25 protein-coding genes and 7 tRNA genes are annotated in these 26472 nt (G+C 63.7%); 16 read left to right on the top strand and 16 right to left on the bottom strand.

Annotation, left to right across the window (positions count from 1 at the left end; genetic code table 11):
* The first annotated feature begins 112 nt into the window (after positions 1-112).
* Positions 113-4930, top strand: coding sequence for an NAD-glutamate dehydrogenase (locus P1P91_RS11055; RefSeq protein WP_311882608.1), 4818 nt, complete (start codon positions 113-115; stop codon positions 4928-4930).
* A gap of 158 nt (positions 4931-5088) precedes the next feature.
* On the top strand, positions 5089-6105 hold the full coding sequence (locus P1P91_RS11050) for a quinone-dependent dihydroorotate dehydrogenase (RefSeq protein ID WP_311882606.1): 1017 nt from the start codon (positions 5089-5091) through the stop codon (positions 6103-6105).
* 93 nt (positions 6106-6198) lie between these two features.
* On the opposite strand, the gene rmf is transcribed toward P1P91_RS11050, so the two are convergent.
* On the bottom strand, positions 6199-6408 hold the full coding sequence (gene rmf / locus P1P91_RS11045) for a ribosome modulation factor (RefSeq protein ID WP_311882605.1): 210 nt from the start codon (positions 6406-6408) through the stop codon (positions 6199-6201).
* Positions 6409-6830: 422 nt separating this feature from the next.
* Between rmf and rlmKL the strand changes: the two genes are divergently transcribed.
* Positions 6831-9119: a bifunctional 23S rRNA (guanine(2069)-N(7))-methyltransferase RlmK/23S rRNA (guanine(2445)-N(2))-methyltransferase RlmL gene (rlmKL, locus tag P1P91_RS11040; RefSeq protein WP_311882604.1), complete on the top strand. Its 2289-nt coding sequence runs from the start codon at positions 6831-6833 to the stop codon at positions 9117-9119.
* Entirely contained in the window at positions 9116-9451 is a 336-nt protein-coding gene (locus tag P1P91_RS11035; RefSeq protein ID WP_311882602.1) for a glutaredoxin family protein, read from the top strand. Before rlmKL ends, P1P91_RS11035 begins: the two co-directional genes overlap by 4 nt.
* Before the next feature lie 16 nt (positions 9452-9467).
* Here the strand turns inward: P1P91_RS11035 and P1P91_RS11030 are convergent, their stop codons facing one another.
* The gene (locus P1P91_RS11030) at positions 9468-10148 is read right to left on the bottom strand and encodes a CBS domain-containing protein (protein WP_311882601.1); all 681 of its coding nucleotides are present in this window, start codon (positions 10146-10148) and stop codon (positions 9468-9470) included.
* 150 nt (positions 10149-10298) lie between these two features.
* The gene (locus tag P1P91_RS11025; protein WP_311882600.1) at positions 10299-10580 is read right to left on the bottom strand and encodes a hypothetical protein; all 282 of its coding nucleotides are present in this window, start codon (positions 10578-10580) and stop codon (positions 10299-10301) included.
* A 130-nt stretch (positions 10581-10710) separates the two neighbouring features.
* On the opposite strand from P1P91_RS11025, the gene pdxB reads away from it, so the two are divergent.
* A complete protein-coding gene (gene pdxB, locus P1P91_RS11020) occupies positions 10711-11853 on the top strand; it encodes a 4-phosphoerythronate dehydrogenase PdxB (RefSeq protein ID WP_311882599.1) in 1143 nt (380 codons plus the stop codon).
* An 18-nt stretch (positions 11854-11871) separates the two neighbouring features.
* On the opposite strand, the gene htpX is transcribed toward pdxB, so the two are convergent.
* From htpX to msrB, 4 genes are all read right to left on the bottom strand, one after another.
* Entirely contained in the window at positions 11872-12774 is a 903-nt protein-coding gene (htpX, locus tag P1P91_RS11015) for a protease HtpX (protein ID WP_311882597.1), read from the bottom strand.
* 127 nt (positions 12775-12901) lie between these two features.
* Positions 12902-14149, bottom strand: coding sequence for a pyridoxal phosphate-dependent aminotransferase (locus P1P91_RS11010; protein WP_311882595.1), 1248 nt, complete (start codon positions 14147-14149; stop codon positions 12902-12904).
* Positions 14150-14198: 49 nt separating this feature from the next.
* Complete coding sequence (gene ylqF / locus P1P91_RS11005; protein ID WP_311882593.1) at positions 14199-15167, bottom strand: ribosome biogenesis GTPase YlqF; 969 nt, start codon at positions 15165-15167, stop codon at positions 14199-14201.
* Between the two features lie 110 nt (positions 15168-15277).
* Positions 15278-15676 (bottom strand): peptide-methionine (R)-S-oxide reductase MsrB, encoded by a 399-nt coding sequence (msrB, locus tag P1P91_RS11000; protein WP_311882591.1) that lies wholly within the window; start codon positions 15674-15676, stop codon positions 15278-15280.
* A 170-nt stretch (positions 15677-15846) separates the two neighbouring features.
* Between msrB and P1P91_RS10995 the strand changes: the two genes are divergently transcribed.
* The 11 genes from P1P91_RS10995 to P1P91_RS10945 all read left to right on the top strand — a co-directional run bounded on the left by P1P91_RS10995 (position 15847) and on the right by P1P91_RS10945 (position 20167).
* Positions 15847-15922, top strand: a tRNA-Glu gene (locus P1P91_RS10995).
* A 25-nt stretch (positions 15923-15947) separates the two neighbouring features.
* Positions 15948-16022 (top strand) — tRNA-Gly (locus P1P91_RS10990).
* A gap of 2 nt (positions 16023-16024) precedes the next feature.
* A tRNA-Glu gene (locus tag P1P91_RS10985) sits at positions 16025-16100 on the top strand.
* A gap of 38 nt (positions 16101-16138) precedes the next feature.
* A tRNA-Gly gene (locus tag P1P91_RS10980) sits at positions 16139-16213 on the top strand.
* A gap of 2 nt (positions 16214-16215) precedes the next feature.
* Positions 16216-16291: transfer RNA gene (locus tag P1P91_RS10975), tRNA-Glu, on the top strand.
* 32 nt (positions 16292-16323) lie between these two features.
* Positions 16324-16398: transfer RNA gene (locus tag P1P91_RS10970), tRNA-Gly, on the top strand.
* A gap of 219 nt (positions 16399-16617) precedes the next feature.
* On the top strand, positions 16618-17619 hold the full coding sequence (locus P1P91_RS10965; RefSeq protein WP_311882589.1) for an ABC transporter ATP-binding protein: 1002 nt from the start codon (positions 16618-16620) through the stop codon (positions 17617-17619).
* A complete protein-coding gene (locus tag P1P91_RS10960; RefSeq protein WP_311882588.1) occupies positions 17616-18389 on the top strand; it encodes an ABC transporter permease in 774 nt (257 codons plus the stop codon). Before P1P91_RS10965 ends, P1P91_RS10960 begins: the two co-directional genes overlap by 4 nt.
* Positions 18390-18429: 40 nt before the next feature.
* Positions 18430-19278, top strand: a complete 849-nt coding sequence (queF, locus tag P1P91_RS10955; protein ID WP_311882587.1) for an NADPH-dependent 7-cyano-7-deazaguanine reductase QueF — start codon at positions 18430-18432, stop codon at positions 19276-19278.
* Between the two features lie 45 nt (positions 19279-19323).
* A complete protein-coding gene (locus P1P91_RS10950; protein ID WP_311882585.1) occupies positions 19324-19884 on the top strand; it encodes an NAD(P)H nitroreductase in 561 nt (186 codons plus the stop codon).
* 195 nt (positions 19885-20079) lie between these two features.
* A tRNA-Ser gene (locus tag P1P91_RS10945) sits at positions 20080-20167 on the top strand.
* Between the two features lie 261 nt (positions 20168-20428).
* On the opposite strand, the gene P1P91_RS10940 is transcribed toward P1P91_RS10945, so the two are convergent.
* The 9 genes from P1P91_RS10940 to P1P91_RS10900 form a co-directional block, all read right to left on the bottom strand.
* Positions 20429-20770, bottom strand: a complete 342-nt coding sequence (locus P1P91_RS10940) for a hypothetical protein (RefSeq protein ID WP_311882584.1) — start codon at positions 20768-20770, stop codon at positions 20429-20431.
* A 4-nt stretch (positions 20771-20774) separates the two neighbouring features.
* Positions 20775-21056 (bottom strand): hypothetical protein, encoded by a 282-nt coding sequence (locus tag P1P91_RS10935; protein ID WP_311882582.1) that lies wholly within the window; start codon positions 21054-21056, stop codon positions 20775-20777.
* Positions 21043-21474, bottom strand: coding sequence for a DUF5681 domain-containing protein (locus P1P91_RS10930; RefSeq protein ID WP_311882581.1), 432 nt, complete (start codon positions 21472-21474; stop codon positions 21043-21045). The genes P1P91_RS10935 and P1P91_RS10930 overlap by 14 nt, the downstream gene beginning before the upstream one ends.
* A 99-nt stretch (positions 21475-21573) precedes the next feature.
* Positions 21574-22566, bottom strand: a complete 993-nt coding sequence (locus P1P91_RS10925; protein ID WP_311882580.1) for a hypothetical protein — start codon at positions 22564-22566, stop codon at positions 21574-21576.
* Positions 22567-22697: 131 nt separating this feature from the next.
* Positions 22698-23198: a hypothetical protein gene (locus P1P91_RS10920; RefSeq protein WP_311882579.1), complete on the bottom strand. Its 501-nt coding sequence runs from the start codon at positions 23196-23198 to the stop codon at positions 22698-22700.
* 644 nt (positions 23199-23842) lie between these two features.
* Positions 23843-25411: a DNA primase family protein gene (locus P1P91_RS10915; RefSeq protein ID WP_311882577.1), complete on the bottom strand. Its 1569-nt coding sequence runs from the start codon at positions 25409-25411 to the stop codon at positions 23843-23845.
* Positions 25401-25847, bottom strand: a complete 447-nt coding sequence (locus tag P1P91_RS10910) for a CHC2 zinc finger domain-containing protein (RefSeq protein ID WP_311882575.1) — start codon at positions 25845-25847, stop codon at positions 25401-25403. Before P1P91_RS10910 ends, P1P91_RS10915 begins: the two co-directional genes overlap by 11 nt.
* Complete coding sequence (locus P1P91_RS10905) at positions 25844-26260, bottom strand: hypothetical protein (protein ID WP_311882573.1); 417 nt, start codon at positions 26258-26260, stop codon at positions 25844-25846. The genes P1P91_RS10910 and P1P91_RS10905 overlap by 4 nt, the downstream gene beginning before the upstream one ends.
* A complete protein-coding gene (locus tag P1P91_RS10900; protein WP_311882572.1) occupies positions 26257-26448 on the bottom strand; it encodes a helix-turn-helix transcriptional regulator in 192 nt (63 codons plus the stop codon). The genes P1P91_RS10905 and P1P91_RS10900 overlap by 4 nt, the downstream gene beginning before the upstream one ends.
* Positions 26449-26472: the final 24 nt, after the last annotated feature.

The raw sequence follows: 26472 nt of genomic DNA, 5'->3' as shown, positions 1-26472 counted from the left end.
GCTCAAGGGCTTTAGTCACTTGCCCGGCTGGCGTAAGCTGGGGCAGGGAGAGGCAAGCACCTCTCTTCTTTCAATTTTGGCCGGATAGCGGTCTTGGCAGTCGAGGTGACGGATGCATTACGTTGCGATTGAAGAAAGCCGGCAGGATCTGCTGAAGCAGCTAAAGGAGCGCCTGGACGCTCGCCTGAAGCCCGGGCGAGCGGCCGCTATCGACGCTTTCGCGCGGCAGTTCTACGCCACGGTGCCGATGGAAGATCTGGCCCACCGCCGGCTGGATGACCTGTACGGCGCCACGCTTTCCGTCTGGCAATTTTTGCAGCACCACGAGCCGGACAGCCCCAAGGTGCAGGTGCTAAATCCCGACTTCGAGGCCCACGGCTGGCAGTCCTCCCACACCTTCGTTGCCGTCCTGCATCCGGACATGCCGTTTCTGGTGGACTCGGTGCGCATTGCCCTCAACCGCCAGGGACTCACCGTCCACGCGATTCAGAACGCGGTGCTGGCGGTAGAGCGCAATGCCGATCATGAGCTGCAAAGCGTGACCACGGTGCGCGGCGAAAACGCGCCGGTGCGGCGCGAGTCGCTGATTGTCGTCGAGGTGGATCGCCACAGCGATCCCGAGGCCCTCAAGGCCGTGGAGCAGGAGTTGCACGATGCGCTGCGCGACGTGCGCACGGCGGTGGGCGACTACGACCGTATCTACGCGCGGGTCGGCGACGCCATCCAGGAGCTGGAGAAGGGCTGCCCGCCCCAGGTGGATCCGGACGACCACGAAGAGGCCATTGCCTTTCTCGAGTGGCTGCTCAAGGACAACTTCATTTTTCTCGGCTACGACGAGTACGGCCTGGAAAACGGCGCGCTCAGGCGCGACCCCGACAGCCTGCTCGGGGTGTTTCGCCTGGAAGAGTCGCGCTACGACGAGCATAGCCGCGCGCCGGAAGGGCTGGACGACAACAACGACTATGTGCTGATGCCGCAGCTTTTGTCGTTTGCCAAAAGCGCGGAGCACTCCCGGGTACACCGGCCGGCCTACCCGGACTATATCAGCGTCGATCGCTACGACGATGACGGCAACGTCGTCGGCGAACGGCGCTTTTTCGGCCTGCTGACCGCCACCGTCTACAACGAGTCGCCGCGCAACATTCCGCTTTTGCGGCGCAAGATCAAGGCGGTGATGGAGCTGGCCGGCTTTGGCGATCACGGTCACGACGCCAAGCAGCTGCTGCAGGTGCTGGAGGTCTATCCGCGCGACGACCTCTTCCATATCGGCACCGAGGCGCTGGCGAAAACCGCCCGGGGCATTCTCGATATCCGCGAGCGTCGCCAGGTACGCCTGTTCGTGCGCGAAGACCTCAGCGGCAAGTTTTATTCGTGCCTGATTTTCGTGCCCCGGGACGTGTTTTCCACTCGCCTGCGCGTCGATATCCAGGAGCTGCTGTGCGAGGAAATGGACGCCCATTTTGGCGACTTCAATACCTATCTCTCCGAGTCGGTGCTGGCGCGCATTCAGCTGATCCTGCGCTTTAACGGCGAGCGCCCCGGCAGGTTCGATCTGGCCCGGCTGGAGCAGAAAATCGCCAGGCTTGCCCGCAGCTGGCGCGACGACCTGCATTCGGCCATGGACGAGGGCTTTGGCGAAGAGCAGGCCAACCGGCTCATGGAACGCTTTGACGGGGCTTTCTCGGCCAGCTATCGCGAAGACTTTACCGCCCGCACGGCGGTGTACGATGTCCAGCACCTTCTGGATCTGGACGACGAGAACCGCCTGGCGATGTCCCACTACCGCCCGCTGGAAGAGCAGAATGGCGGGGTCAAGCTCAAGCTTTACCAGCGCAACGACCAGATTCCGCTGTCCGACGTTCTGCCGATGATGGAAAATTTGGGGCTGCGCGTGATCGGCGAGCGGCCCTACGAGATTGTCGCGGCAGACGAAAGCTACTGGATTCACGACTTCAACCTGGAGCACAGCGGCGCCGAAATCAGCCTGCGCGACATGAGCGAAGGCTTTACCCAGGCGTTCAAGCGCATCTGGGCCGGCGAAGCCGACAACGATCCCTACAACCGGCTGATCATCTCCGCCGGGCTCGACTGGCGCGAAGTGGCCATGCTGCGCGGCTATGCCCGCTATCTCAAGCAGATCCGCTTTGGCATGTCCCAGGACTACATTGCCAACACGCTGAACGGCTACGCCGAAATCACCCGGGAGCTGGTTGAGCTGTTCCGGCTGCGCTTTGATCCCGCGCTTGAAAGCCGGGATACCGACGCTTGCCTGTCGCGCATCAACGAGCACCTGGAGCAGGTGGACAGCCTCAATGACGACCAGCTGCTGCGTCGCTTCATGGAGCTGATCGATGCCACGCTGCGCACCAACTATTACCAGAAGGAGGCCAGCGGCAAACCCAAGGACTACATTGCCTACAAGCTGGCGCCCTCCCGGGTGACCGGCATGCCCAAGCCCAGGCCGGCGTACGAGATCTTTGTCTGCTCGCCGCGCATCGAAGGCGTGCACCTGCGCGGCGGCAAGGTTGCCCGCGGCGGCCTGCGCTGGTCCGACCGGCTGGAGGACTTCCGCACCGAGGTGCTGGGCCTGGTGAAAACCCAGCAGGTGAAGAACTCGGTGATCGTGCCGGTGGGCGCCAAGGGCGGCTTTGTGTGCAAGCAGATGCCCGACAACCCCGACCGCGAAACCCGCCAGAACGAGGGCATCGCCTGCTACAAGACCTTTATCCGCGCGCTGCTCGACATCACCGACAACCTCGACGGCGACGAGGTGGTGCCGCCTGACAACGTGGTTCGCCACGACGACGCCGACAGCTACATGGTGGTGGCGGCGGACAAGGGCACGGCGACCTTTTCCGACATCGCCAACGAGATTTCGCACGACTACAACCACTGGCTGGGCGACGCCTTTGCTTCCGGCGGCGCCAACGGCTATGACCACAAGGGCATGGCGATTACCGCGCGGGGCGCCTGGGAGTCGGTCAAGCGCCACTTCCGCGGGCTCGACGTCGACACCCAGAACGATACCTTTACCGTGGTCGGCGTGGGCGACATGGCCGGCGACGTGTTCGGCAACGGCATGCTGCTGTCCGACCAGATCCGGCTGATGGGGGCGTTCAACCATCTGCACATCTTCGTTGATCCGTCGCCGGACGCCGCGTCGACCTATGAGGAGCGCAAGCGGTTGTTCGAGATGCCGCGCTCCAGCTGGGAAGACTTCGACACCTCGCTGATTTCCGAGGGCGGCGGGGTCTTCAGCCGCAGCGCCAAGTCCATCGACATTACCCCGCAGATGCAGGAAGCTTTCGGCATCAGCGAGGAGCGTCTGTCGCCCGCGGAGCTGATTCGCGCGATGCTCACCGCCCGGGTCGACCTGGTGTGGAACGGCGGCATCGGCACCTACGTCAAGGGCTCGCAGGAAACCCAGGCCGAGGTGGGCGACAAGGCCAACGATGCCCTGCGCGTCAACGGCGCCGACCTCAACTGCCGGGTGATCGGCGAGGGCGGCAATCTGGGCTGCACCCAGCCTGGCCGGACCGAAGCCGCGGCCAAGGGTATTCGCGTCTACGCCGACTTCATCGACAACGCCGGCGGGGTGAACTGCTCCGACCGCGAGGTCAACATCAAGATCCTCATCGATGACGTGGTCAAGCGCGGCGACATGACCGACAAGCAGCGCAACCAGCTGCTGGCCGACATGACCGACGAGGTGGCCGACCTGGTGATCAAGGACAACTACCGCCAGACCCAGGCGCTGGATTTGTCCGAGCTGATTTCGCAGCAGGGCATCGGGCCTTACCGTCGCTTTATCAGCGAGCTTGAAGAGGTCGGCGAGATCGACCGCGAGCTGGAAGCCTTGCCCAGCGACGACGTGCTCAAGGAGCGTACCGCCGGCGGCCGGGGCATGCTGCTGCCCGAGCTTGCCACGCTGATTTCCTACGCCAAGAGTACGCTCAAGGGCGCTCTGAACGAGTCCGAGCTGCCCGACGACAGCTACGTGGAAAAGCATCTGGAGCGCTTGTTCCCCGAGGTGCTGGTCGAGCGCTACACCGACGAGATGTACGCCCACCGCCTGAAGCGCGAAATCGTTGCCACCCAGGTCGCCAACGACCTGGTGGATCGCATGGGCATCGTCTTTGTGCGCCGGCTGATGGACTCCACCGGCCTTGGCCAAGCGGATATCGCGCGGGCCTATATCGTCGCCCGGGACAGCTTTAACCTGTCCGCGCTGTGGGACGAGATCGAAGCGCTCGACAACCAGGTTCCGGGACATGTTCAGTATTCCATGATGCTGGACCTGATGCGCATGATCCGCCGCGCCACGCGCTGGTTCCTGCGCCAGCACACCGGGCTTTCGATCGCCGAGACCATCGACTATTTCGGCCCGCGCCTGTCGACGCTGCAAGGCAACATCGGCGAGCTTTTGAGCGGCGAAGAGCTTGAGACCTGGCAGGCGCGCCGGGACGAGCTGACACAGGCCGGCGTGCCGGAAAACCTGGCCGCGACCGTGGCCGCCGCGCCGAGCCTGTATGCCGGGCTGGGGATTATTCAGGCGGCCCGCCAGGCCGACGAGGAACCCGAGCGCGTGGCCGAGGTATTCTACGAAATCGGCAGCCGGCTGGAGCTGCCGTGGATGATCCAGCAGGTGAACCGGCTGGAAGCCCGGGACGCCTGGCAGGCCCAGGCCCGGGAAACCTTCCGCGACGACATCGACCGCCAGCAGCTGGCGCTGACCACCGGCGTATTGACGCTCGAGGGCAGCGGCAGCGCCGCCGACAAGGTGGGTCGGTGGCTTGAGCAGCACGCCGAGCTCCACGACCGCTGGTGCCGCCTGATCAGCGAAGTGCGCAGCGGCAACGAGCCCGGCTTTGCCCTGTTCACCGTCGCGATACGAGCGCTGGTGGGCCTTGCCGAAAGCGGCAGCGAATAAGCCACACGCCTGGCGCTTCGCGCGCCAGGGCGCCGTCCCAAACGCCCCGAGCGACGCCAGCAGCGCCGCTCGGGGCGCTTTTTTGGCGACGTGTTTTTTTGTCCCCTAGTGGTTTGCGCTATACTCGCCGCGGCCCCCGCCCAACGTCTGGAGTGACGATGTATCATCTTGTTCGCCCGCTGTTGTTCCGCCTGGATCCCGAAGCTGCCCACAACGCTGCGCTCAAATCCCTGGATTGGCTCCACCGCGCCGGCGGCGCGTCTCGCCTGGCCGGCAAGTGCACGGAAGACCCGGTGGAGCTTCTGGGCCTGCGGTTTCCCAACCGCGTAGGCCTGGCGGCGGGGCTTGACAAGAACGCCGACCATCTGGATGCGCTGGGCGAGCTGGGCTTCGGCTTTGTGGAAGTGGGCACGGTGACGCCCAGGGCCCAGCCGGGCAATGCCAGGCCGCGGATGTTTCGCCTGGCCGAACACGGGGCGATCATCAACCGCTTCGGCTTCAACAATCACGGCGTGGCGCACCTGGTCGAGCGGGTGCAAAAGCGCCGTTTTGACGGCCCGGTGGGCATCAACATCGGCAAGAATCTGGCAACGGACGTGGACGACGCCCTGCGCGATTACCTGACCTGTCTGGAAGCGGTACATCCCCATGCCGACTACGTCACCGTGAACGTTTCCTCGCCCAACACGCCGGGGCTTCGCACCCTGCAGTTCGGCGAGCAGCTGGACGCGCTGCTGGCGCCGCTGCGCACGCGCACCAGCGAGCTTGATGAGGAAAACGGCCGGCGCGTGCCGCTGCTGGTCAAGATTGCTCCGGACATGGAGGTCGACGAAATAGCGCTGGTGGCCGGAAGCATCGAGCGCAATGCCCTGGACGGCGTGATTGCCACCAACACCACGGTCTCCCGGGAAGCGGTGCAGGATGATCCCCAGGCCAAAGAGGCCGGCGGGCTTTCCGGCCGTCCGGTGTTTGAGGCTTCGAATCGCGTGATTCGCCGGCTGCGCGAGCATTTGCCCGACGTCGTGATCATCGGCGTGGGGGGCATCGACAGCGGCGCGGCGGCAAAGGCGAAAATAGCCGCCGGGGCCGATCTGGTGCAGCTGTATACCGGATTGATTTATCAGGGGCCCGGGCTGGTAAGCGAATGCGCCGAGGCGCTAGTCCAGGGCGGTTAACTCAAGGAAACGGTGGGCACAAAAAAGCCCGCCGGACAAGCGGGCTTTCTGCGTCTGAGAGCGGCCGCAGTGACGCTGGCGTCACCGGCGCATTCAGACGGTAACCGTGGGACGTCGGTGGATGCCGGCCACGCCGGTCATGCCGTCCCATTGATCGCCGCGACCCTCGCGCCAGCCGCTCATCCAGTATTCGCGCACGTTGACGTTATCACTCGGGCACTCATCGCGGGAGCGGCCTTTGACGCCGGCCTGGTAACCACGTACATAGGCTCGCTGAAAGGGATCACGCTTTTGTCGTTTCATGGGCTAACCTCTTTTTATGAAAGCCTTGACGATAAAGCAGCGCGCTGCCGGCTGACCGGGCGTTGGGCGGTTCCCGACGCCGGGCTGGCGCTGACTTTAAACGCCGCCGGCAAATGAATAGCCGTGCGGATCTTGGCAAACACTCTTGCACTCTTGGCAAACAAAGAGCGGCGGGAACCGGGCCGGCAAAGCGCTGTGCATTCCCATGCGGAGCGTACCACCGGTTACCCTGGTGCCGTGCCTTGAGGCACGGCCGATAACGCATGCGTTTTGTAGCTACACTCTTATGCATAGCCCACAATGGAGCTTCTGTCGAGCCTTGGAGTCGTATCCGGCATCATTCATTGACGTTTCCCTTTTTACTCCCTTTTCCTTGCCCCTTTCATCGACCAGGAATGCCGCGCCGCAGGCGCCCGACCATCATGACCGAGCCGAGCCACTCTTCTTTCAACATATCTCCCCACAACAACGCCCCGGACTCCGGCGCGCTGGATGTTCTGGTGACCTGTCCCAAGGGTATCGAAGCCCTGCTGGCCGACGAGATGACCACGCTGGGCGCCACCCCGGTGAAAACCACGGTGGCCGGCGTGTACGCCACGGCAAGCCACGCTGACGCCTACCGTCTGTGTCTGTGGTCGCGGCTTGCCAACCGCGTCATTGTGCAGCTGAGCCGTAATGCCATGATCGAGACGCCGGAGCAGATTCGTGCGGCGGCCTCGCGCCTCGACTGGGCGCAGCACCTTAGCGAGGGTGCCACCCTGGCGGTGGATTTTCACGGTCGCAGCGAGCATATCCGCCATACGCTGTTCGGCGCGCAGACGGTCAAGGACGGCATCGTCGAGTCGCTCGGCCGGGCAGGGCGAGAGCGCCCCAGGGTGGACAACAAGGCCCCGGACGTGCAGATCTACGCCCATCTCCACCGCCGGAACCTGACGCTGGGGATCGATCTGGCCGGGGAAAGCCTGCACCGCCGGGGCTATCGCCGAGACGTGGGCCATGCGCCGCTCAAGGAAAACCTCGCCGCCGCGCTTCTGGTACGCGCGGGCTGGCCCGAGCGCGCCAAGGCCGGCGAGCCTCTGGTGGATCCGCTGTGCGGTGCCGGCACGCTGTTGATCGAGGCCGCGCTGATGGCCGCCGACCAGGCGCCGGGGCTTCATCGCCGGCGTTTCGGCTTTCACGGCTGGGCGCAGTTCAGGCCGGCTGCGTGGCAGGAGCTTGCGCGTGAAGCTAGAGCTCGGGCGTCCATCGGTCGCAAGCGCTGCAAAAGCGCTTTTTACGGCTTTGACCAAAGCCCGGCGGCGCTGGCCGCGGCCAGGGCCAACGCCATGCGCGCGGGCATTCCTGCCCTGCTTACCCTGAAAGGCGAGGGCGTGGCCGCTCTGGATTCCACAAGCGTCGAGGCCAAGGGGCCGGGGCTTGTGATCACCAACCCGCCCTACGGCGAGCGGCTGGGGGAGCTGCCCGAGCTGGTCAGCCTCTACGCCACCATCGGCGAGCAGGCAAAGGCGCTGTTCCCCGGCTGGACGCTGGCGCTATTCACCGGCAACCCGGATCTCGGTCACCGATTGGGCCTGCGGGCGCACAGGCAGTACGCGCTGAAAAACGGTCCCCTGGACGCCAAGCTGCTGCTGATGGCCATCGATCAAGCGGACCGGGACGAAAGGCAGGCGCCGGAAGCGCAAAAGGCTGCCGGGAAGGGGGAGAGCGGGCCCAAGTCGGCCGCGCCGGTGGCAGAAAACGCGCAGATGTTCGCCAACCGGCTGCGGAAAAACCGCCGGCGGCTGAAAAAATGGCTCAAGCAGAGCGGCGAGCGCTGCTACCGGCTTTACGACGCCGACATGCCCGAATATGCCCTGGCCGTGGATGTCTACGGCGACCGCGTTCACGTTCAGGAATACGCCCCGCCGCGCACGGTCAACCCGGCCCAGGCGCAGAAGCGCCTGTTCGACGCCCTGGAGACGCTGCCCCGGGTGCTTGCAGTGTCGCCCCAGCATATTTACGTCAAGCGCCGGGAGCGCCAGGCGGGCAAGGCCCAGTACGAAAAGCGCGCCGCCAGCGGCGAGCGCTTCGAAGTAGCGGAAGGCCGGGCGCGGTTATGGGTCAACCTGCGCGACTACCTGGATACCGGGCTGTTTCTTGACCATCGTCCGGTGCGCCGGATGCTTGGCGAGATGGCAACGGGCAAGCGTTTTCTGAACCTTTTTTGCTATACCGCCAGCGCCACGGTGCACGCCGCACTGGGCGGCGCCGCGGAAAGCGTCAGCGTGGACATGTCCAACACCTATCTGGACTGGGCCCGGGACAACTTTGCCCTGAACGGGCTGGATCGCGCTCGCCATCGGACCATACGCGCCGACTGCATCGAGTGGCTGGAAACCGCCGGCACCGAGTTCGACCTGATTTTCATGGACCCGCCGACGTTTTCCAACTCGAAAAAAATGCGCTCAAGCCTTGACGTTCAGCGCGATCACGCCCGGCTGATCGCGCTGGCCATGGCGCGGCTGGCGCCCGGTGGCACCCTGGTGTTTTCCAACAATCAGCGCCGTTTCAAGCTGGATGAGGCGGTCAGTGAGCGCTACGCGGTGGACGATATCTCGGGGCGGACGTTTGATCCCGATTTCGCGCGCAGCACCGGTCTGCACCATGTCTTCCTGGTGCGCCACGCAGCGGGGGAAAAAGCGACAGATGACAAAGAGGAGAGCTGGGCATGATCCGTTTGACCCTCTACACGACGCTTGGCTGCCATCTCTGCGCCCAGCTGGAAGGGCTGGTGCACACGCTTGCCAATGATGAGGTCGCGCTCGAACGCGTCGAAATAAGCGCGGACGAGGCGCTTGCCGAGCGCTACGGCGTGCGCATCCCGGTGCTTGCCGACCGTGACGGCAAGGAGCTTGACCGTGGGCTCGACCCCGAACGGCTGGGCGAATGGCTGCGCCGCCGCGGCTGGCTGGATGAAGCCGCCCTGGCCGCCTGGCTTACCCCGCCGGAGGCGCCCCGGGCCACGGCGGCCTACCGTCGCCATGGCCGGCGGTATTTGGGATAGCGGCAGACGGGCTGGCTTAGGCGCCCACGCCCGGAGGAAGGAAGCCCAGGTTGTTTTCGATGGCCCTGACGCCGTTCACGCGTTCGGCGGCGACCTGAACAGCTCTCTTCTGGTCGTGGCTGTCGACCAGCCCCCAAAGCTGCACGTTACCGTCGGCAACGATGACGTTGAGGCGGTAGAGCAGCATGCCGACGCTTTTTTCCACCTCGCCGAGAATGGCATCGCGAATCTCCCGGTCGCTGCCGTCGCCGGCGTTGATGCGGCTTGCCGAAAAGCCGCGCAGCAGGTTGGAGCGGCTGACGATGCCGACCAGCCGGCCGTCGCGTATCACCGGCACGCGCTTGATGCGGTGCTTTTCCAGCAGCCCGGCGATGCGATGGAGCGGCTCATCCTCGGTAATGGTGACGGGGTCCGGAGTCATGATTTCGCGTGCCTTGCGGCCGTGGCTTTTGACGTAGTCCGCGGCGCTGGCGCCGTCGCCGAAGAGCTTTAGCCACCAGGACTGGCGTTCATCGGAGCTGCTCTGGATGCGGCGCATCAGGTCGCCTTCGCTGACCATGCCGAGCACCCGGCCGTCGTCGTCAATGATAGGCACGGCGCTGATGTTGTGGGTCAGCAGCAGTTCGGCAATGTCGCTGGCCTCGCTCTGGGCGCGGGCCGTGATTACATCGGGGGTCATGACGTCTGCAGCCTGCATGTAAGTCGCCTCCAGGGAGTCGAAAAGAAACGAATGGATTGTGTGCCCTATACAAGTTAGCTGCAATTTTCCGGTTGTGCCTTGATATTGGCCGGCATGAAAGGGGGCAGGGGGCTGCCAGGAGTGAACCGGGCGGTATAAAAAGCGGCCTCAGCCCTCATCCAGCAGCGAGAGCTGGCGCATGGCCTGGCGGCCCTCGGGAGTTTCGGCGTCGACGTCGAGGACTTTGTCAAACCCTCGGGAGCGCTGGATGGTGGCTTCGTCATCGAGCCACATCTGCGCCTGCCCCAGCGTATCCGCCAGGCGATGCTCAAGCCCGCCGAACTGGGTGCCGATCTGGCCCCAGGCGCGGCTGAAAATCCAGTCGCCGAACATATCCTGATGGATATGGATCAGCACATAGTCATGGTCGGTTTCCCACCGTACGATCACGCGATATCCTCTTGCTTGACGCTTTGTGTTGCTGGCACGGCTTTGACGTGCCGTTCATCACGCCCGCGGCGCGCCGCTGCTTTGTTCAGCCGTCGGCGGGCGTATTGTAAAGGTCGAGATAAAAAACGCCATGCACCTGATTGTGGATGCCAACATACCCGCCGCGGACGCCTGCTTTGGCGTCTTCGGCCGGGTCACCCGCGTATCCGGGCGCGAGATCACCCGGGCCCATCTGGAAGACGCCGATGCGCTGATCGTGCGTTCGGTGACGCCGGTGGGTGAGGCGCTGCTGGCCGGTACGCCGGTACGCTTTGTGGGGACCTGCACCATCGGCACAGACCACGTTGACCGCGATTATCTGGCAGCGCACGGCATCGGCTTTGCCAGCGCTCCGGGCTGTAACGCCGAAGCCGTGGCGGACTACGTGCTGTCGAGCCTTCTCACTCACGCTGAGCGCGAGGGCAGGCCGCTGCTCGAGCGCCGGGTCGGAATCGTCGGCGCCGGCAACGTGGGGCGTCGAGTGCAGGCCCGCCTCGAGGGCCTGGGGATGACGGTGTTGGTGTGCGACCCGCCCCGGGCCGAGCGCGAGGGCAGCGCAGGCTTTGCCGGGCTCGATGCCCTGGTCGAACGCTGCGATGTGCTGTGCCTGCATACGCCTTTGGTGCGCGAGGGGCGCCACGCCACCCGCCACCTGCTGGGCACCAACCGCATTGCCGGCCTGCAGCCGGGCAGCGCGGTGCTGAACGCCGGACGCGGCGACTGCGTCGACGGCGCCGCGCTTTACCGTCGCCTGACGATGCTTGGCGATATCGCTGCGCTGCTCGACGTCTGGGAAAACGAGCCGGGGATCGACGCCGCGCTGCACGCCGAGGCGGCTCTTGCCACGCCCCATATTGCCGGCTATAGCCTGGACGGCAAGCTGCGCGGCAGCCTGATGATCCATCACGCCCTGGCAGGGCACCTGGGGAGCCGAAGCGCGCTTGCGCTCGATGACATCTGCCCGCCGCCGGCGCTGGCGGAGCTCACGCTTGGCCGGGCGCTGCCGGTGGAGGACGCCCTGCGGCTGTGCGCGCGCGCCGTGTATGACGCTCGTCGCGACCATGATGCCCTGAGACGCCGGGCGGCAGAGGCGGGCACGGCAGCAGGCTTTGACGCCTGCCGGGCCGGCTATCCGCTGCGCCGCGAGTTTGCCACCCTGAGCGTGCGGCTGGAAGGCGAGGCCCGGACGCTTGCCGGGCCGCTGGCGGCAGCGGGGTTTACCCTGGCTGCCTGAAGGTGAGCAGGGCGCTGCCTAGCGGCGGTAGGAGGCTTCCCGGATGGCGCGGATGCGATCGTCCAGCGGCGGGTGGCTGGCAAACAGCTTTTCCATCAGCGAGCGGGTCTGACCCTGGGTAATGGCCATGGCGCGCAGGGTGTCGGGCATTTCGTCGGCCGCCTGGGTTTCGGCCTTGAGCCGTTCCAGAGCGCCGATCATCGCCCCGCTGCCGGCCAGGCGCGCGCCGGCTTCGTCGGCGCGGTATTCGCGGAAGCGCGAGAACCAGGCGACGATGGTCGAGGCGGCAATGCCGAATATGACCTCGGCGACCATGACCACGGCGAAGTAGCCGAAAAAGCCCAGGCCGCCGCCGTCATCGTCGCTGCGCAAAAACTGGTCGACCAGGTGCGCCACCACCCGGGCAAAGAACATCACGAAGGTGTTGACCACGCCCTGGATCAAAGCCAGCGTCACCATGTCGCCGTTGGCCACGTGACCGATCTCGTGGGCCAGCACGGCGCGGATTTCCTCTCGGCCCATGCGCTTCAACAGCCCCGCCGACACGGCCACCAGGGCATCGTCCTTGTTCCACCCGGTGGCAAAGGCGTTGGACTGCTGGGCGGGGAAAATCCCTACCTCCGGCGTCTGGATGCCGGCTTCCTGGGCAAGCTCCGCTACGGTGTCCAGCAGCCACTGCTCGGTCGCGTTGGACGGCCGCTCGATAATCGTCGTGCCCGTGGAGCGCTTGGCCATCCATTTGGAAATGAACAGCGATACCACTGAGCCTGCCATGCCGAACACAAAGCAGAAAATCAGCAGGCTGGTGAAGTTGAGGCCCTGGCTGGTGAGATAGCTTTCGACCCCGAGCAGGCGCAGGGTAATGCTGGCCACCAGCAGTACTGCAAGGTTGGTGGCAAGAAACAGTACGATTCGCATCATCGCTAAAGGCCTCCGTCAAGCCGGGATGATCAACAAGCCGCCGCCCGATGGGCGAGCGGCATGACTATTTACCAGAGCTAGCTATATATCGGTACGGCCGCCGGCTTTTCAAGCGCGGCGGCCTGTTTTACTGCCGATAGCGCGAAAGAAAGTTGGCGAAGCGATCCAGAGCATCGCCCAGCTGGTCGGCCCAGGGCAGCGTCACGATGCGCACGTGGTCCGGTTCCGGCCAGTTGAACGCCGTGCCCTGGACCAGCAGGATTTTTTCCTGGAGCAGCAGGTCCTGCACCATGCGCTGGTCGTCCTGAAGGTTGAATACCTTGGGGTCGAGCCGGGGGAAGGCGTACAGCGCGCCCTGGGGCTTGACGCAGCTGACCCCGGGAATGGCGTTGAGCTTGTCGTAGGTGATGTCGCGCTGGGCCCGCAGGCGTCCGCCGGGCAGTATCAGATCGTTGATCGACTGATAGCCGCCAAGGGCGGTCTGGATGGCGTGCTGGGCGGGGACGTTGGCGCACAGCCGCATGGAGGCGAGCATGGTCAGCCCCTGGATGAAGTTTTCCGAGCGCTGCTTGGCCACGGTGCCGGAGAGCGTCATCCAGCCCGAACGGAAACCGGCGCAGCGGTAGCTCTTGGACAGGCCGTTGAAGGTGATGACCAGCTGGTCGTCATCGGCCAGCGCCCCGGTAGCGGTGTGGGTGGCGTCGTCGTAGAGGATCTTGTCGTAGATCTCGTCGGCAAACACCACCAGGTCGTGGGCCTGGGCAATGGCCAAAAGCTCGCGCACGACCTCGGGCGAATACACTGCACCGGTGGGGTTGTTGGGGTTGATCAGCACAATCGCCCGGGTGTGGGCGGTGACCTTGCGGCGAATGTCGTCCATGTCCGGGGTCCAGCCGGCCTGCTCGTCGCACAGGTAATGGACGGCGTGCCCGCCGGAAAGATTGGCAGCGGCGGTCCACAGCGGGTAGTCGGGCGCGGGGATCAGCACCTCGTCGCCGTCGTTTAAAAGCGCCTGCAGCGCCATCACGATGAGCTCCGAAACGCCGTTGCCGATGTAGATATCCTCGATGTCGACGCCGGGAATCTCCTTGCGCTGGCACTCCTGCATGATCGCCTTGCGCGCGGAATAAAGGCCCTTGGAGTCGCAGTAGCCCTGAGCGGAGGGCAGATTGCGCATGACGTCCTGGAGAATTTCTTCCGGCGCTTCAAAGCCGAACGACGCGGGGTTGCCGATATTGAGCTTGAGTATGCGGTGGCCCTCGTCCTCCAGACGCCGGGCGTGCTCCAGCACCGGGCCGCGTATGTCGTAGCAGACGTTGTTCAGCTTGTGGGACTTGTTGAGCGTAACCGGCTCGGGGAAGGTCAGGGTGTCCATGGCGCGTTTCCAGAAAAGTAGGCGAAGTCAGGGCGTTGGGTTCGAGGCGTCAGGCGCTTGGAGCAGCGTTGTCGGCGTCGGCGGAGGCTTCCGGTGCGGAGATGTCCGCCGGCGTCTCCAGCGTCAGGCGGCCAAGCTTGCCGTCGCGCAGCTCGTGGAGCAGCACTTCGGCGCCGCGATGCAGGTCAACCACGCCGCCGGCGCGAAGGCCGCCGCGCTTGCGGGCAATCTCGGCAAGGATGGCGTGGCCGTCAAAGCCCGCCAGGGCGAGAAAGTCAGGGCGCTGGGGTCCGTCGCTGTCCACCTCGGCGGTTTCCCCGGCGGGGTGGGGTGCGTCGGCCGTGTAGGCAGGCAGTTCCTTTAGCCTGTAGCGCGCGCGAAGCGCGTCGGGGTAGCGCCGGGCCAGCTCGGCGCAGGTGACCGTGGCGATATCGGTGTATTCGATGGCGGTATCGCGGATGGCGCCGCTGGCCGCCAGCCGGTAGGCGCTGGCCTGGTCTTCGATCCTGGGCCAGAGAACGCCAGGGGTATCGATCAGCGCCACGCGCCTGCCGACGGGGACTTTCTGCTGGCGCTTGGTCACCGCGGGTTCGTTGCCGGTGCTGGCTATCTTGCGTCCGGCCAGGCCGTTGATCAGGGTGGACTTGCCCACGTTGGGAATGCCCATGACCATCACTCGAACGTCGCGATCCGCGCGTACCCGGCCGGCAAGCGTATGGCACAGGTCGGGGATCTGCTTGAGCTCCCGGGCGCTGGTAGTGGTGACCGCCAGCGCCCGGGTGTCCTCCTCGGCGTCAAAGTGGGCAATCCATTCGGCGGTGCGCTCGGGATCGGCAAGGTCGGCCCGGGAAAGGATTTTCAGCACCGGCTTGTGCCGGGTCAGCTGGGCAAGCATGGGGTTGGCGCTGGAGTAGGGCAGGCGCGCATCGAGCACCTCGATCACCACGTCGATGTCGGGCAGCGCCTCCTGGATCTGGCGGCGCGCCTTGTTCATGTGACCGGGAAACCAGCCCAGCATGGCATTCTCCTGACAGGTTCCGGCAGCCCGCCCGGCGGCGCTGCAAAAAAACGGGCACCCATTCTACCAGAAGGCGGCCGGGCTGGCGTGCGTTGACGCGCCACGAGGGCTCATTCGTCGGGATGAAAATCCAGCGCCACGCCGTTGATGCAGTAGCGCTCGCCGGTCGTCTCCGGCGGGCCGTCGGGAAAGACGTGGCCCAGGTGAGCGTCGCACTTGGCGCAGGTCACCTCGGTGCGCGTCATGCCGTGGCTGGTGTCGCGATGCTCTTCCACGCTTTGCCGGCCAAGCGGGCGGTCAAAACTGGGCCAGCCGCAGCCGGCGTCGAACTTGTGCTCGTTTTCAAACAGCGGCGCGCCGCAGCACACGCAGTGGTAGATACCCTGGCCCTCGTGCACGTCGCAGTCGCTGGTGAAAGGGCGCTCGGTGCCTTTCTCCCGGGTAACGCGGTACTGCTCGTCGGTGAGCTGCTCGCGCCACTGCTCGGGCGTTTTCTTCAGTTTGGCCATTGGTCACTCCTGTTTGCTGGCTGAGTGGGCTTTAGCGGTACTGACGCCGTTCTGCCCGCTGGTTTGCTCTGGCAATCGTATATTGAACGTCCGGGGCGGAAAAGATAAAGGCTTGACACCCTATAACCCGCTGAGTATTATACGCGCCACCTCGACGAGGCGGCTACAGCGTCCCATTCGTCTAGTGGTCCAGGACACCGCCCTTTCACGGCGGTAACAGGGGTTCGAACCCCCTATGGGACGCCACTTGCCACGTCAGGGTATCGATATTGCGGGAATAGCTCAGTGGTAGAGCATCGCCTTGCCAAGGCGAGGGTCGGGAGTTCGAATCTCCTTTCCCGCTCCAGCGTCCCATTCGTCTAGTGGTCCAGGACACCGCCCTTTCACGGCGGTAACAGGGGTTCGAACCCCCTATGGGACGCCAATCGATCAGCGAGATCCCTGTGCACAGCAGGCTTCCAAGCGGGAATAGCTCAGCGGTAGAGCATCGCCTTGCCAAGGCGAGGGTCGGGAGTTCGAGTCTCCTTTCCCGCTCCAGCGTCCCATTCGTCTAGTGGCCTAGGACACCGCCCTTTCACGGCGGTAACAGGGGTTCGAACCCCCTATGGGACGCCATCTCGCCCGGGATCGTTGCCACCCCATGCGCTGCGGGAATAGCTCAGTGGTAGAGCATCGCCTTGCCAAGGCGAGGGTCGGGAGTTCGAATCTCCTTTCCCGCTCCAGGCGCACCGGCCTTATCCTGGCCGTTCAATTATCGATTTGCCTTGCCGACGCTAGCGCCGCTAACGGTCGGATTTTTGCGCGTTCCTCCCTCAGGCCTGTATCTAAGGCTTGTCACGGCGGCGCCTTGAAAGTCCGGTTAGTGCCCTAATGTTTAACGGCTATATCGACGTATCATCTATTGGCGTAGTTCGCCCCACTCTTGCTCACAGGACAGTTTCATGGCTGAACCGGCATTGTCGATCCGTGGCCTGACCAAGGTCTACGGCAACGGCTTTGAGGCACTGAAAGGCATCGACCTGGACGTCGAGCAGGGCGATTTTTTTGCCCTGCTGGGCCCCAACGGCGCGGGCAAGTCCACCACTCTGGGCGTGGTGTGCTCGCTGGTGCAAAAAACCGCCGGGCGGGTATCGCTGTTCGGTATCGATATCGACCGCGATTTTGCCCGGGCCAAGTATCAGCTGGGCGTGGTGCCCCAGGAATTCAACTTCAACCAGTTCGAACGGGTGATCGATATCGTCATCGCCCAGGCCGGCTACTACGGCATGCCGCGCCGGGAGGCGCTGCCCCGGGCCGAGCAGCTGCTGACTGACCTGGGCCTGTGGGAAAAGCGCAACGGCAGCGCGCGGATGCTCTCCGGCGGCATGAAGCGCCGGCTGATGATCGCGCGCGCCCTGATGCATCGGCCCAGGCTGCTGATTCTCGACGAGCCGACCGCCGGCGTGGATATCGAGCTCCGGCGCAGCATGTGGGAATACATGCGCCGCATCAACCGCGAAGAAGGCACTACCATCATCCTCACCACGCACTACCTGGAAGAGGCCGAAAGCCTGTGCCGCAACATTGCCATCATCAACCACGGTGACATCATCCGTAACACCAGCGTGCGCAGCCTGCTGGCCGAGCTGGATGCGGAAACCTTTCTGCTTGACCTCACGCGCCCGCTGGAAGCCGACGAGGTGCCCTTCGTGGAAGGCTTTGAGGTTTACCAAAGCGAGCCGGCCCAGCTGGCAGTGGTCATCCGCCGCGGCCAGCGGCTCAACAGCATCTTCGAGGCGCTGAGCCGGCAGGGTATCCAGGTGACGTCCATGCGCAACCGCGCCAACCGGCTGGAAGAAATGTTTGTCTCCATGGTCAACGACAAGTCGGACGACGCTGGCCAGAAGGCGCCCGTGGAGGACCGGGAGTCGGCCGCAGGCGAGAAAGAGGAGGAGAGGGCATGAGCGCCACTCAGACACTGGTCGCGCTGTGGACGCTGGTCATCAAGGAAATCAAGCGCTTCACCCGCATCTGGCCGCAGACGCTGCTGCCGCCGTCGATCACCATGGCGATGTACTTCATCATCTTCGGCAATCTGATCGGCTCGCGCATCGGCACCATGGACGACTTCAGCTACATGGACTTCATCGTCCCCGGGCTGATCATGATGGCGGTGATCACCAACAGCTATTCCAACGTGGCCTCGAGCTTTTTTTCCAACAAGTTTCAGCGCAGCGTGGAAGAGATGATGGTTTCGCCCATGCCCAGCTGGGTGATCCTGTCGGGCTTTGTGCTCGGCGGCATGGCCCGCGGGCTGGGGGTGGGGGCCATCGTTACGGTGGTGTCGCTGTTTTTCACCCAGCTGAGCGTGGCGCACCCGCTGCTCACCCTGCTGGTGGTGACGCTGACTTCGGCGCTGTTTTCCGTCGGCGGCTTTATCAACGCGCTGCTGGCGAACAAGTTCGATGACGTCTCTATCGTGCCGACCTTTGTGCTGACGCCGCTGACGTACCTGGGCGGGGTGTTCTATTCCATCTCGCTGCTGCCGGATTTCTGGCAGGGGGTGTCGATGCTCAACCCCATCCTTTACATGGTCAACGCCTTTCGCTTCGGCATTCTCGGCGTCTCGGATATTCCCGCCGTGTGGGCGCTGTCGGCATCGCTTGCGTTCATTGCCGTGCTTTATACCATTGCGCTGGTAATGCTTGAGCGCGGCTACGGCATCCGCAGCTAGGCCTGTCGCCTCCCGCCGGCCAGACATAAGGAACTTCCCGATGAGCGATACTCCCGCAAGCCTTGAACACTCTCCGCTGGGGCGCAGCGCCGCCTATCCCGATCAGTACGACGCGTCGTTGCTTTTTCCTTTGCTCCGGGCGGAGAATCGCGCCGCGCTGGGAATCAAGGAAGGCGACGGGCTGCCGTTTGTCGGCGAGGACGAATGGCACGGCTACGAGCTTTCCTGGCTCAACGCCAAAGGCAAGCCGATGGTGGCGGTGGGGCGCTTTCGCTTGCCCGCCGACGCGCCCGGCCTGATCGAGTCCAAGTCGTTCAAGCTCTACCTCAACAGCTTCAACCAGACCCGCTTTCATCGCCGCGAAGACGTGGTGGCTACGCTCGAGCGCGACCTTTCCGCCGCCGTGGGCGGCCGCGTGGGCGTTGACCTGCTCGGCGTGGATGATGACGCGCTGACTCCGCGCCGGCTCCCCGGCGAGTGCATCGACGAGCTGGACATCGCCATCGACGACTATACCCCCAGCGCCGCGCACCTGGGGCTGGAGCAGGGCGCCGGCAACGAGATCGTGGAAGAGACTCTGCATTCCCACCTGCTCAAGTCCAACTGCCCGGTCACCGGCCAGCCGGACTGGGGCAGCGTCATGGTGCGTTACCGCGGGCCGAAGCTCGACCGCGAAGGGCTTTTGCGCTACCTCGTCGGCTTTCGCCTGGCGCAGGGCTTTCACGAACACTGCGTCGAGCAGATCTTTGCCGACCTGATGGCCAAGGCCGCGCCCGATTCGCTTCTGGTGCTGGCCCGCTACGTACGTCGGGGCGGGCTGGACATCAGTCCCTGGCGCGCCACGCCGGGGCTGCGCCCGCCAAGCCCGCTGCGGCTGGCAAGGCAGTAACCTCCGCGCTAGAGTAGCGCTCCTACCGCTGAAACGGAGTCATTGATGGATGCACTGACGCTTCTGCACGAACGCCGCTCCATGGGCAAGCTCATGGCCCCGGTCCCCGAAGGCGAGGCCCTGGAGGCCATCTATCAGGCGGCCCTGCGTGCCCCGGACCATAAAGAGCTGCGCCCCTGGCATTTTATCGAATTCACCGGCGAAGGCCGCGAGCGCCTGGGCGAGATTTACGCCGAGGCCGAGTTCCAGGCCGACCCCGACGCCAGCGATACCGTGCTTGCCAGCGCGCGTAAAAAGCCCCTGCGCGCGCCGATGCTCATCGCCGTGGTGGCCAGGGTTCAGCCCGACGTGCCCGGCGTACCCCGGCTGGAACAGGTGCTTTCCGCCGGCTGCGCCGGTCACGCCATGCTGCTGGCCGCCTACGCCCAGGGTTTTGGCGCCATGTGGCGCACCGGCAAGTACGCCTTTGATCCGGTAGTGCACAAGGGGCTGGGCCTTGGTGAAAACGATGAGCTGATCGGTTTTCTGTACGTCGGTACGCCCGGCGGCCGGCTGAGGCCCGCTCCCGAACACGAGATCGCCAAATTCGTCGAGCGCTGGGACTGAGCCTGCCTGTTCGGGCCGCGCTATTTTCCCGGAGGCAAGAGCGCAGGCTTCTTTAGCGGTGCTTCTTGCCAGCGTTTGGGCCTTTCGCTGAGCTGGTGACAAAAAAGCCTTGCCATTCCCTGCCTTAGCTATTATTATACGCGCCGTTCTCGCGGATAAAGCCAAGCGCCCGCCCCGCGCAGGACGACAATTTGCGGAGGAGTGTCCGAGTGGTCGAAGGAGCTCGCCTGGAAAGTGAGTAAGTCGAAAGGCTTCGAGAGTTCGAATCTCTCCTCCTCCGCCAAGAATTGCTATAAAGTCCTGTTTTTACAGGGCTTTTTTTATACCTGAGCATCGTTACCAACATAAGCCCCAACATGGCAAAAGTGGTACTTGCCGGCGTAGGGCGATGTGGCGGCCGGCCCTCTACTCATCGCCAGCCGCGGCGCGGCCTATCCGCCGGTAGGTAGCAAAACGCGGTTGCCTGCCGGGAAATGCCGCAACGGGTGGGTGTAATTACGTATTATGTAATTACGCTTGCCCGGCGACTCGGCGGCCTGACGCTCTAGCCCATGCTTGGCAGGCTGCGGCCTGTATCCAGCAGGTCGATGATCCCGGCGCGGGTGCTGTGGAAGTCCCAGCCCATCACGTTGCACAAGTGGGCAAGCTGTTCGCCGCTGCCGGTGAGGTCGTCCAGGGCTTCGCGTGATGCGCCCATCTGGCCGGCAAGGCCGCTGCGGGCGTCCCTGACGTATTGGATCAGCGCAGACGTCCACAGCGATGTGCAGCGGGCGGCGTGTCCGCGCGGGCAAAGGTCGCCGGGGTCGTGCGGCGTGGGTGCATCCCAGCCAGTGGGCGCGGGCAAGGCCGGCTTCTCGAATAGATCAAGCTCCAGTGCAGCACCCATAGCATTAGCCTCTCAGCTCGACGGTGGACACAATCCCGCGCTGACGCTTGGCGTGGGCTTCGGCTCTCTCCTCGAACTCCTCGGACGTTTCCCCCTCCTCCCGGTGCAGCATCGTGCCATGGTTCTGGCCGCTGCCGGTCACGACGGCGCTGATAATGTCCCTCGGTGCATCAGGATCACGGCCCGCGCTGGCGTCCACGCAGTCCAGCAGGATGATAAGGGGCGGCGTCTCATCCACGCGCTGTTCCAGGGCGGCCAGGCGCTTCTCGATGTCATTCCTGCTCATGTGCTGCTGCCTCCAGTGCTTCCAGCCGTTCGCTGATTTCGTCGATCTCCACGACCTTGGCGGTTGCGCCAATCGCGCTGATTAGCTGCGAGGCCACGTCGCCGGGCACCTGCCCGTTGGCGGCGGCGGATAAGATCGCCTTGGCGTTATCGGCCAGGCTGCCACCTTCGGGCAGCTCGATAGATACCGGCGCGGCGCTAGCCTTGAGCGGTGGTAAGACGCGCTCCAGTAGCAGTTTCATTGCGGCCATATCGCCGTCCAGTGCCATCTGAATCGTTCGCTCGATCAGCTCGGGCTGTCGGCTACCTATCAGGCGTTGCAGCTCCTGCGTGGCCTTTGGCGGCCTTCCCTTGGGGTTGCCGGACTGGCCGGACTTCCACTTGCCACCATCGCCGCGCTCAATTTGTGTCTTGCTCATGGCGTCACCTTAAAAAAAGCCCCGGCACGGCCAGGGCAAAGCCGGCGACTACCCGCCGGCGCTGAGGTGCCGGGCGGCTAAACCCGGCGGCTAACAAAATCAGATTTTGTGGCGTAGGAAGGCCATCGGCACGTTGCGGCGATCCTCTGCGGTGCGTTTCCACGACTGAGCGTCGCGAAGTTCTGCAATGCTCGGGCTGTCGCCAGTGGTAGCGGTGTCGTCGAATGAAAACCCGGCAGGCGCCACGGCCAGGTTCTGACGGCTGTGGAGCACTTGCTGGCCGCCGCCGTTGCCTGACGCGGGCAGGCTCTCGACTTCGGTTCCATCGGCAATGCGCGGGGCGGTGACGCCGTAGGCAACGGCACCCTGGCCGAACAGCGCGGTGGTATAAACGCCGGCTTCTTCGGGCATGGCGTCGTCGTACACCACGGCGAGTCCGCGCCATGTCGGCAGACTCAGGCTGCCTTCAGACGGGGGCAGGTACTCGATAGCGTCGAGCTTGAGCAGATACCGGAATACGTCGCTGTGGCAGCACAGCGCAACCACGCTAGACATGCTGTCACCAAGGGTGCCCACGGTGTCGATCAGGGCTTCGGCAGTCAGCTTCGCGGCTTCGTCTGCTTCTTCGCTAATGTCGTTGAGCATATCTGAGGAGTCTGACGCTTCATTGTCGGCAATGATGCCCTGAAGCGAAGCGACCAGACGCGCCTGGAGTTGGCGCTCCCAGTACGCCGTGACGCGGTTCTGGATATGCGCCATCGCGTTGGAGCCCGACAATTCGCTTGCCATGTTCATCGCGGCCCACGACTTCGCAAGATAAGCCTTGCGAACGCGCTGTTTTGTGGTGCCGACTTTGCCGGGCGTGGACAGCTGATCCGGGTCGTCTGAAACGATAGACGCTTCATCGTCGGACAAATCGAGCCACGCCGGGATTGTGAAGGAATCGGCACCGGCCTTTAGCTGGGCTTCAATGGCGTTGTTCCGCGCCATGATGCCGCTCTGTACCAGTGCCGACTTAACGGCGGTGTTCTGTGCGACGTAGGCCGAAAACTCGACCGGCTGAATGACGTCGCTAAGGCGTACTGTGCTCATGTGATAAACCTCTGTGGGGTTGCTTAGGGTTCTAGCTGCGCAGCGACTTGCGGCGCGTTGCTTGCCCCCACGGGAGGCGGTGCGACTGCACCCTGCCTGCCATCACTGACGGCCAGCAGGGCGCGGTGTTTTTACTTGAGGCCGTACGGGCTGGGCTTGGTTTTCACTGCCTGGCTGGTCGTGGGCGGGTTGCCGCCGCGTGAGCCGGGCGCGCCGCCGCCTACTGACTTGTTGATCGGACGAATCATGCCCATCAGCGCGGGCGCTACGGTGGTTGCGAGGTGCTGAATACCAGCCTCACCAAAGCTCAGCGGCTCGCCATCCTCGCCTTTGAGCGGTTCGCCTGCCTTGTCCAGCAGCGCGCCATCGTCGGCAATGTCGGCATGGTGCAGCACTTCACGTTCAAGCGCGTCGGCTACTTCCGGCTTCGCTGCCACTTCCTCGAATACGGCGCGGCGCGGTTCTTCCACGGTGACGCGGTTCAGTTCGCCCTGGGCGGCGTCACGCTCGCCAGTCAGTGCCTCTACCTGTTCGCGCAATTCGTTGCGCTCCTTCTTCACGGCCTTTACCTCAGTCAGCAGGTCATCGGCGTGCGAGCGCAGGCGGTGCAGTTCGTCGTGTTGTTCAGCCATCAGCGTGATACCTCGTGCTTTTATCGTGTTAATCGCCCTCTATTATGATGGTATTTATGTTGGTATTCAAGCATTGATCGTGTCTTAAACAGCGTAAAATAGCCTTTTTAAGCGGATAATATCTCCGCCATAAGCCGTGTTCGATAGCCTGCTAACGTCGTGGTATCAGGCACCAGGGTAGGGGTGCAGCGGCGGTGCAGACGTGGCGATGATGCGGCGGCGATTCCACCAGTGGTGGCAAAGTGCAGCGGGGTCACTTCGACTGACACCCTTCGGCGGTTGGGACGCAATAGGGACGCAAGGAGGGACGCAACAAAAGCCGCATCGTCCCTGCGCAAAGCCCCTAGCCATGCGGGTTACAGCCTCAATAGGGACGGAAGGGACGCAAGTTTTCACACCTTTTAATATCTGAGCGAAAGATATATGGGGTATATGTTTTGCTCTCGTGACATAAGGAGTTAAAAGTATCGTCCCTATCGTCCCTATTTGGTCACTAAGCCCGCAGCCATGCGGGTTGCAGCAGGGACGGAACGAAAAAGTATCGTCCCTATAGCGTCCCTATCCTGTCCCGTTTCGTCCCTACAGCCACAAAAAAGCCCGGCTCAGTGGCCAGGCTTGGGTTTCGTTGCGTCCCTGTATCGTCCCTATGCTCCCAAGAATGCGGCGCTGTCATACCTCAGCCCCTCGACGTATCGCCTCCCGCCTCTCTTCTCGACGGGGTGGCCCAATGTCGCCAGACGATCTAGGAACTTGCGCTGGCCGATCTTCTTATTGATGCCGTTGTTGTCTGCCCAGATGCGGTACTGGTTATACAGCCCTTGCGGCGCCCAGCGATCAACCGGCGCAACGTCGCCAACAATGCACGCTGCATCCACGAACTGTGCCACCTGATCCGACTCCATGCGCCACTTCCCGATAGCATGTCTGCTGCTTGCGGGCATGGTGAAACCTCCCGTCTCCATGACACCTGCGTAAGCCGTCAGCGCCATGTTGAGGATGCCGGGCAGCTCGGCTAGCAGCTTATCTTTTAGCAGCGGATCACAGTTGCCCTGCTCAGGGCTGAACTTGTTGTTGAACTCCACGACGATAGCCCGACGGAAGAATGCACCGGTGAAGTCCCGTGTGTGCGGCATGTGGTTGGTGCCGAACCAGCAGGTGGCGAACGGCTGCATCACGTAGGGGTCTTTGTTTTTGTGCTCGACGGTGGTTGCCTCGCCTGACGTGATGCCCTTCAGTGCCGCGTCATCAATCACGCTGCCCTCGGGAATCTCGGTCACGACGTTGGCTAGCTTGCCGTCCATGTGTGCCCGCTGGAACGATCTTCCGAACTGTGACGGCTGCACAGCGGCGGTATTCTCGCTGCCCACCAGCGCCTTGAGCACGTCCATCAGCACACTCTTACCGTTACTGCCACTGCCTACCAAGGTGATGAACTTTTCATACCGGCAATGCGCCATCAGGGTATAGCCCATCATCTCTAGCACCACTTGGCGCTTGTCTGCCGCGTCTGGGTCGCCCTCGAAGGTACTGGCCAAGAAGCGCTCGAACTGCGGCGCGGTGGCCTGGGGGTCATATGCCACCGGGACTTGTGTTGTCCGGTAGTGCTCTCGGGTGTGAGGCTCTAGGCTCCAGAATCCAGCCGGGTCTAGCACTAGCTCGCCTGTCGGGGTGTTTACGCATTCCGGCGGGCCGACGTCGAACTGGTGCGAGTCCTTGAATATCTCGTTCTTGAACAAGTCGGCCACGCTGTCCACGTTGGACTTCCTGACGCCTTCCAGTCTGTCGGCAATATGCCGCTGAGCCATCTGCTTAACGGAACGATCCTCCAGCCGCTGCCAGACGCCACGATCTCGCCACCTCCAGACGAAATTATGGTCAGCCAGCACGTTCTCGGGGCCGATCTCAGACACCAGCGCCTCGGCCAGCTCCAGCTCGCTTGGGCCTTCCTCCTGCTCTTGGCTTTCCTCGGCCTTCATGGCGCTGAATGGCAGCCCGGTACTTTCCTTGATAGCCTCATGTACGCGCCGCTTGGCGATACCGCCTAGCCCGGCAGCGTCGGCCACCACTTTGCCGATAGCTTCCGGTGTCGAGTCTTTCCCGAGCGCCTGGGCGGCGGCTAGAACGTCGTCGTATGAAACGGCTGAATCATCTCGAAGTGGCACCGCATTGGCGGCGGCGTCGAGGAATGAGGCGCCCTTATCCTCAAAGCTCATAGCCGACCTCCCTGGCCGCGCTGCGTAAGCGGCCAGCAGCGACTGACAGGCGCTGTAGATCATCGTCAGACAGCGACTCGCCACGGTGGGTAGCCTCAGCGGCCATCACCGCTATGAGCGCCTCACGGGCCACGGCGGCCAGTACGTCACGCGGCACCCAACGCTGAGTAGCCGCCACCGGGCGGCCCCATGTGTCGCTATCGCGCTTCGGGAACAGGTCGGACAGCTCCAGGCCGACGGCGGCCACAACATCAGCGGCACCGCATCCGGCGAAGCAATGGACTAGCAGCTTTCCATCATCGGCCACGCGAACGCTGAGGGACGGGCCACGGTCATCATGCGCCGGGCAGCAGGCGGCCCAGCGCTCTGGGCCTTTGCTCTGCACTTTGTCGAGGCGGTCGAGGAAACGATAAACATCAGCAGTTGAAGTGCTCATGCCTTGCCCTCCTGCCTGAACTTGTCCGAGAAAACCTCGCAGCGGTGCTTCAGGCTGGGGCAGCGCTCAAACAGCGCCAGCAGCTCGGCACGATCCAGCCAGTAGCGCTTCACGCGGCGCGGCTCGCCGTTAAAGTCCTGGGTCTCGTGGAACTCCCCATCAATAGGCCAATAGTGGTCACGGGACAGCTCAGACACCCGTGTCCTGAAGTCAACAAGCGGGTGGCCGGTCGTCTGGTAGTAGCTGTACTGGTCAACCTTGCCGCCGGTCAGTAGGCAGCCCAGCACGGCGCGGCCATGTTCGCTTGTCGGGAAGGTTGGGCAGCGGCTAGAATGATGGGTGTCAGATGCATTACCTTGAGCCTCGCCGCTGGTGGCCGCCAGCGCGGGGCTTTTCTCGTTGTTGGGCTTCATTTGGCCACCTCCCCGGACAGCTCGGCCAGCCACTGATCAATGTCGGCAAGGCGCCAGCGGGTGCAGCCGGGCGAAAGTTTTACGGGGCGGGGTAGTTGGTCAGCTTTAGCCCAGCGCCAGATAGTGGCGCGGGATACGCCAAGCCGGTTGGCAAGGCGCTTGTCTGACAGTAGGGTATTGGTATCCATGGTATGAACCTGCCTTTTGTGAAT

The sequence above is a fragment of the Halomonas piscis genome (assembly GCF_031886125.1).
Classification (GTDB): domain Bacteria; phylum Pseudomonadota; class Gammaproteobacteria; order Pseudomonadales; family Halomonadaceae; genus Vreelandella; species Vreelandella piscis.
The sequence above is the reverse complement of the archived record's forward strand: the minus strand, read 5'-3'. Positions and strand labels throughout refer to the sequence as shown.

Excerpts from the sequence above, each read along its gene's own strand:
- P1P91_RS11010 (WP_311882595.1), bottom strand. The coding sequence starts at position 14,149 with ATGGACACCCTGACCTTCCCCGAGCCGGTTACGCTCAACAAGTCCCAC.
- P1P91_RS10950 (WP_311882585.1), top strand. The coding sequence starts at position 19,324 with ATGGATGCACTGACGCTTCTGCACGAACGCCGCTCCATGGGCAAGCTC.
- P1P91_RS11055 (WP_311882608.1), top strand. The coding sequence starts at position 113 with ATGCATTACGTTGCGATTGAAGAAAGCCGGCAGGATCTGCTGAAGCAG.
- P1P91_RS11050 (WP_311882606.1), top strand. The coding sequence starts at position 5,089 with ATGTATCATCTTGTTCGCCCGCTGTTGTTCCGCCTGGATCCCGAAGCT.
- P1P91_RS10915 (WP_311882577.1), bottom strand. The coding sequence starts at position 25,411 with ATGAGCTTTGAGGATAAGGGCGCCTCATTCCTCGACGCCGCCGCCAAT.
- P1P91_RS10965 (WP_311882589.1), top strand. The coding sequence starts at position 16,618 with ATGGCTGAACCGGCATTGTCGATCCGTGGCCTGACCAAGGTCTACGGC.
- P1P91_RS10960 (WP_311882588.1), top strand. The coding sequence starts at position 17,616 with ATGAGCGCCACTCAGACACTGGTCGCGCTGTGGACGCTGGTCATCAAG.
- P1P91_RS10910 (WP_311882575.1), bottom strand. The coding sequence starts at position 25,847 with ATGAGCACTTCAACTGCTGATGTTTATCGTTTCCTCGACCGCCTCGAC.
- ylqF (WP_311882593.1), bottom strand. The coding sequence starts at position 15,167 with ATGCTGGGCTGGTTTCCCGGTCACATGAACAAGGCGCGCCGCCAGATC.
- P1P91_RS11035 (WP_311882602.1), top strand. The coding sequence starts at position 9,116 with ATGATCCGTTTGACCCTCTACACGACGCTTGGCTGCCATCTCTGCGCC.
- P1P91_RS10905 (WP_311882573.1), bottom strand. The coding sequence starts at position 26,260 with ATGAAGCCCAACAACGAGAAAAGCCCCGCGCTGGCGGCCACCAGCGGC.
- rmf (WP_311882605.1), bottom strand. The coding sequence starts at position 6,408 with ATGAAACGACAAAAGCGTGATCCCTTTCAGCGAGCCTATGTACGTGGT.
- P1P91_RS10925 (WP_311882580.1), bottom strand. The coding sequence starts at position 22,566 with ATGAGCACAGTACGCCTTAGCGACGTCATTCAGCCGGTCGAGTTTTCG.
- msrB (WP_311882591.1), bottom strand. The coding sequence starts at position 15,676 with ATGGCCAAACTGAAGAAAACGCCCGAGCAGTGGCGCGAGCAGCTCACC.
- queF (WP_311882587.1), top strand. The coding sequence starts at position 18,430 with ATGAGCGATACTCCCGCAAGCCTTGAACACTCTCCGCTGGGGCGCAGC.
- rlmKL (WP_311882604.1), top strand. The coding sequence starts at position 6,831 with ATGACCGAGCCGAGCCACTCTTCTTTCAACATATCTCCCCACAACAAC.
- P1P91_RS10930 (WP_311882581.1), bottom strand. The coding sequence starts at position 21,474 with ATGAGCAAGACACAAATTGAGCGCGGCGATGGTGGCAAGTGGAAGTCC.
- P1P91_RS10935 (WP_311882582.1), bottom strand. The coding sequence starts at position 21,056 with ATGAGCAGGAATGACATCGAGAAGCGCCTGGCCGCCCTGGAACAGCGC.
- P1P91_RS10900 (WP_311882572.1), bottom strand. The coding sequence starts at position 26,448 with ATGGATACCAATACCCTACTGTCAGACAAGCGCCTTGCCAACCGGCTT.
- P1P91_RS11030 (WP_311882601.1), bottom strand. The coding sequence starts at position 10,148 with ATGCAGGCTGCAGACGTCATGACCCCCGATGTAATCACGGCCCGCGCC.
- P1P91_RS10940 (WP_311882584.1), bottom strand. The coding sequence starts at position 20,770 with ATGGGTGCTGCACTGGAGCTTGATCTATTCGAGAAGCCGGCCTTGCCC.
- P1P91_RS10920 (WP_311882579.1), bottom strand. The coding sequence starts at position 23,198 with ATGGCTGAACAACACGACGAACTGCACCGCCTGCGCTCGCACGCCGAT.
- htpX (WP_311882597.1), bottom strand. The coding sequence starts at position 12,774 with ATGATGCGAATCGTACTGTTTCTTGCCACCAACCTTGCAGTACTGCTG.
- pdxB (WP_311882599.1), top strand. The coding sequence starts at position 10,711 with ATGCACCTGATTGTGGATGCCAACATACCCGCCGCGGACGCCTGCTTT.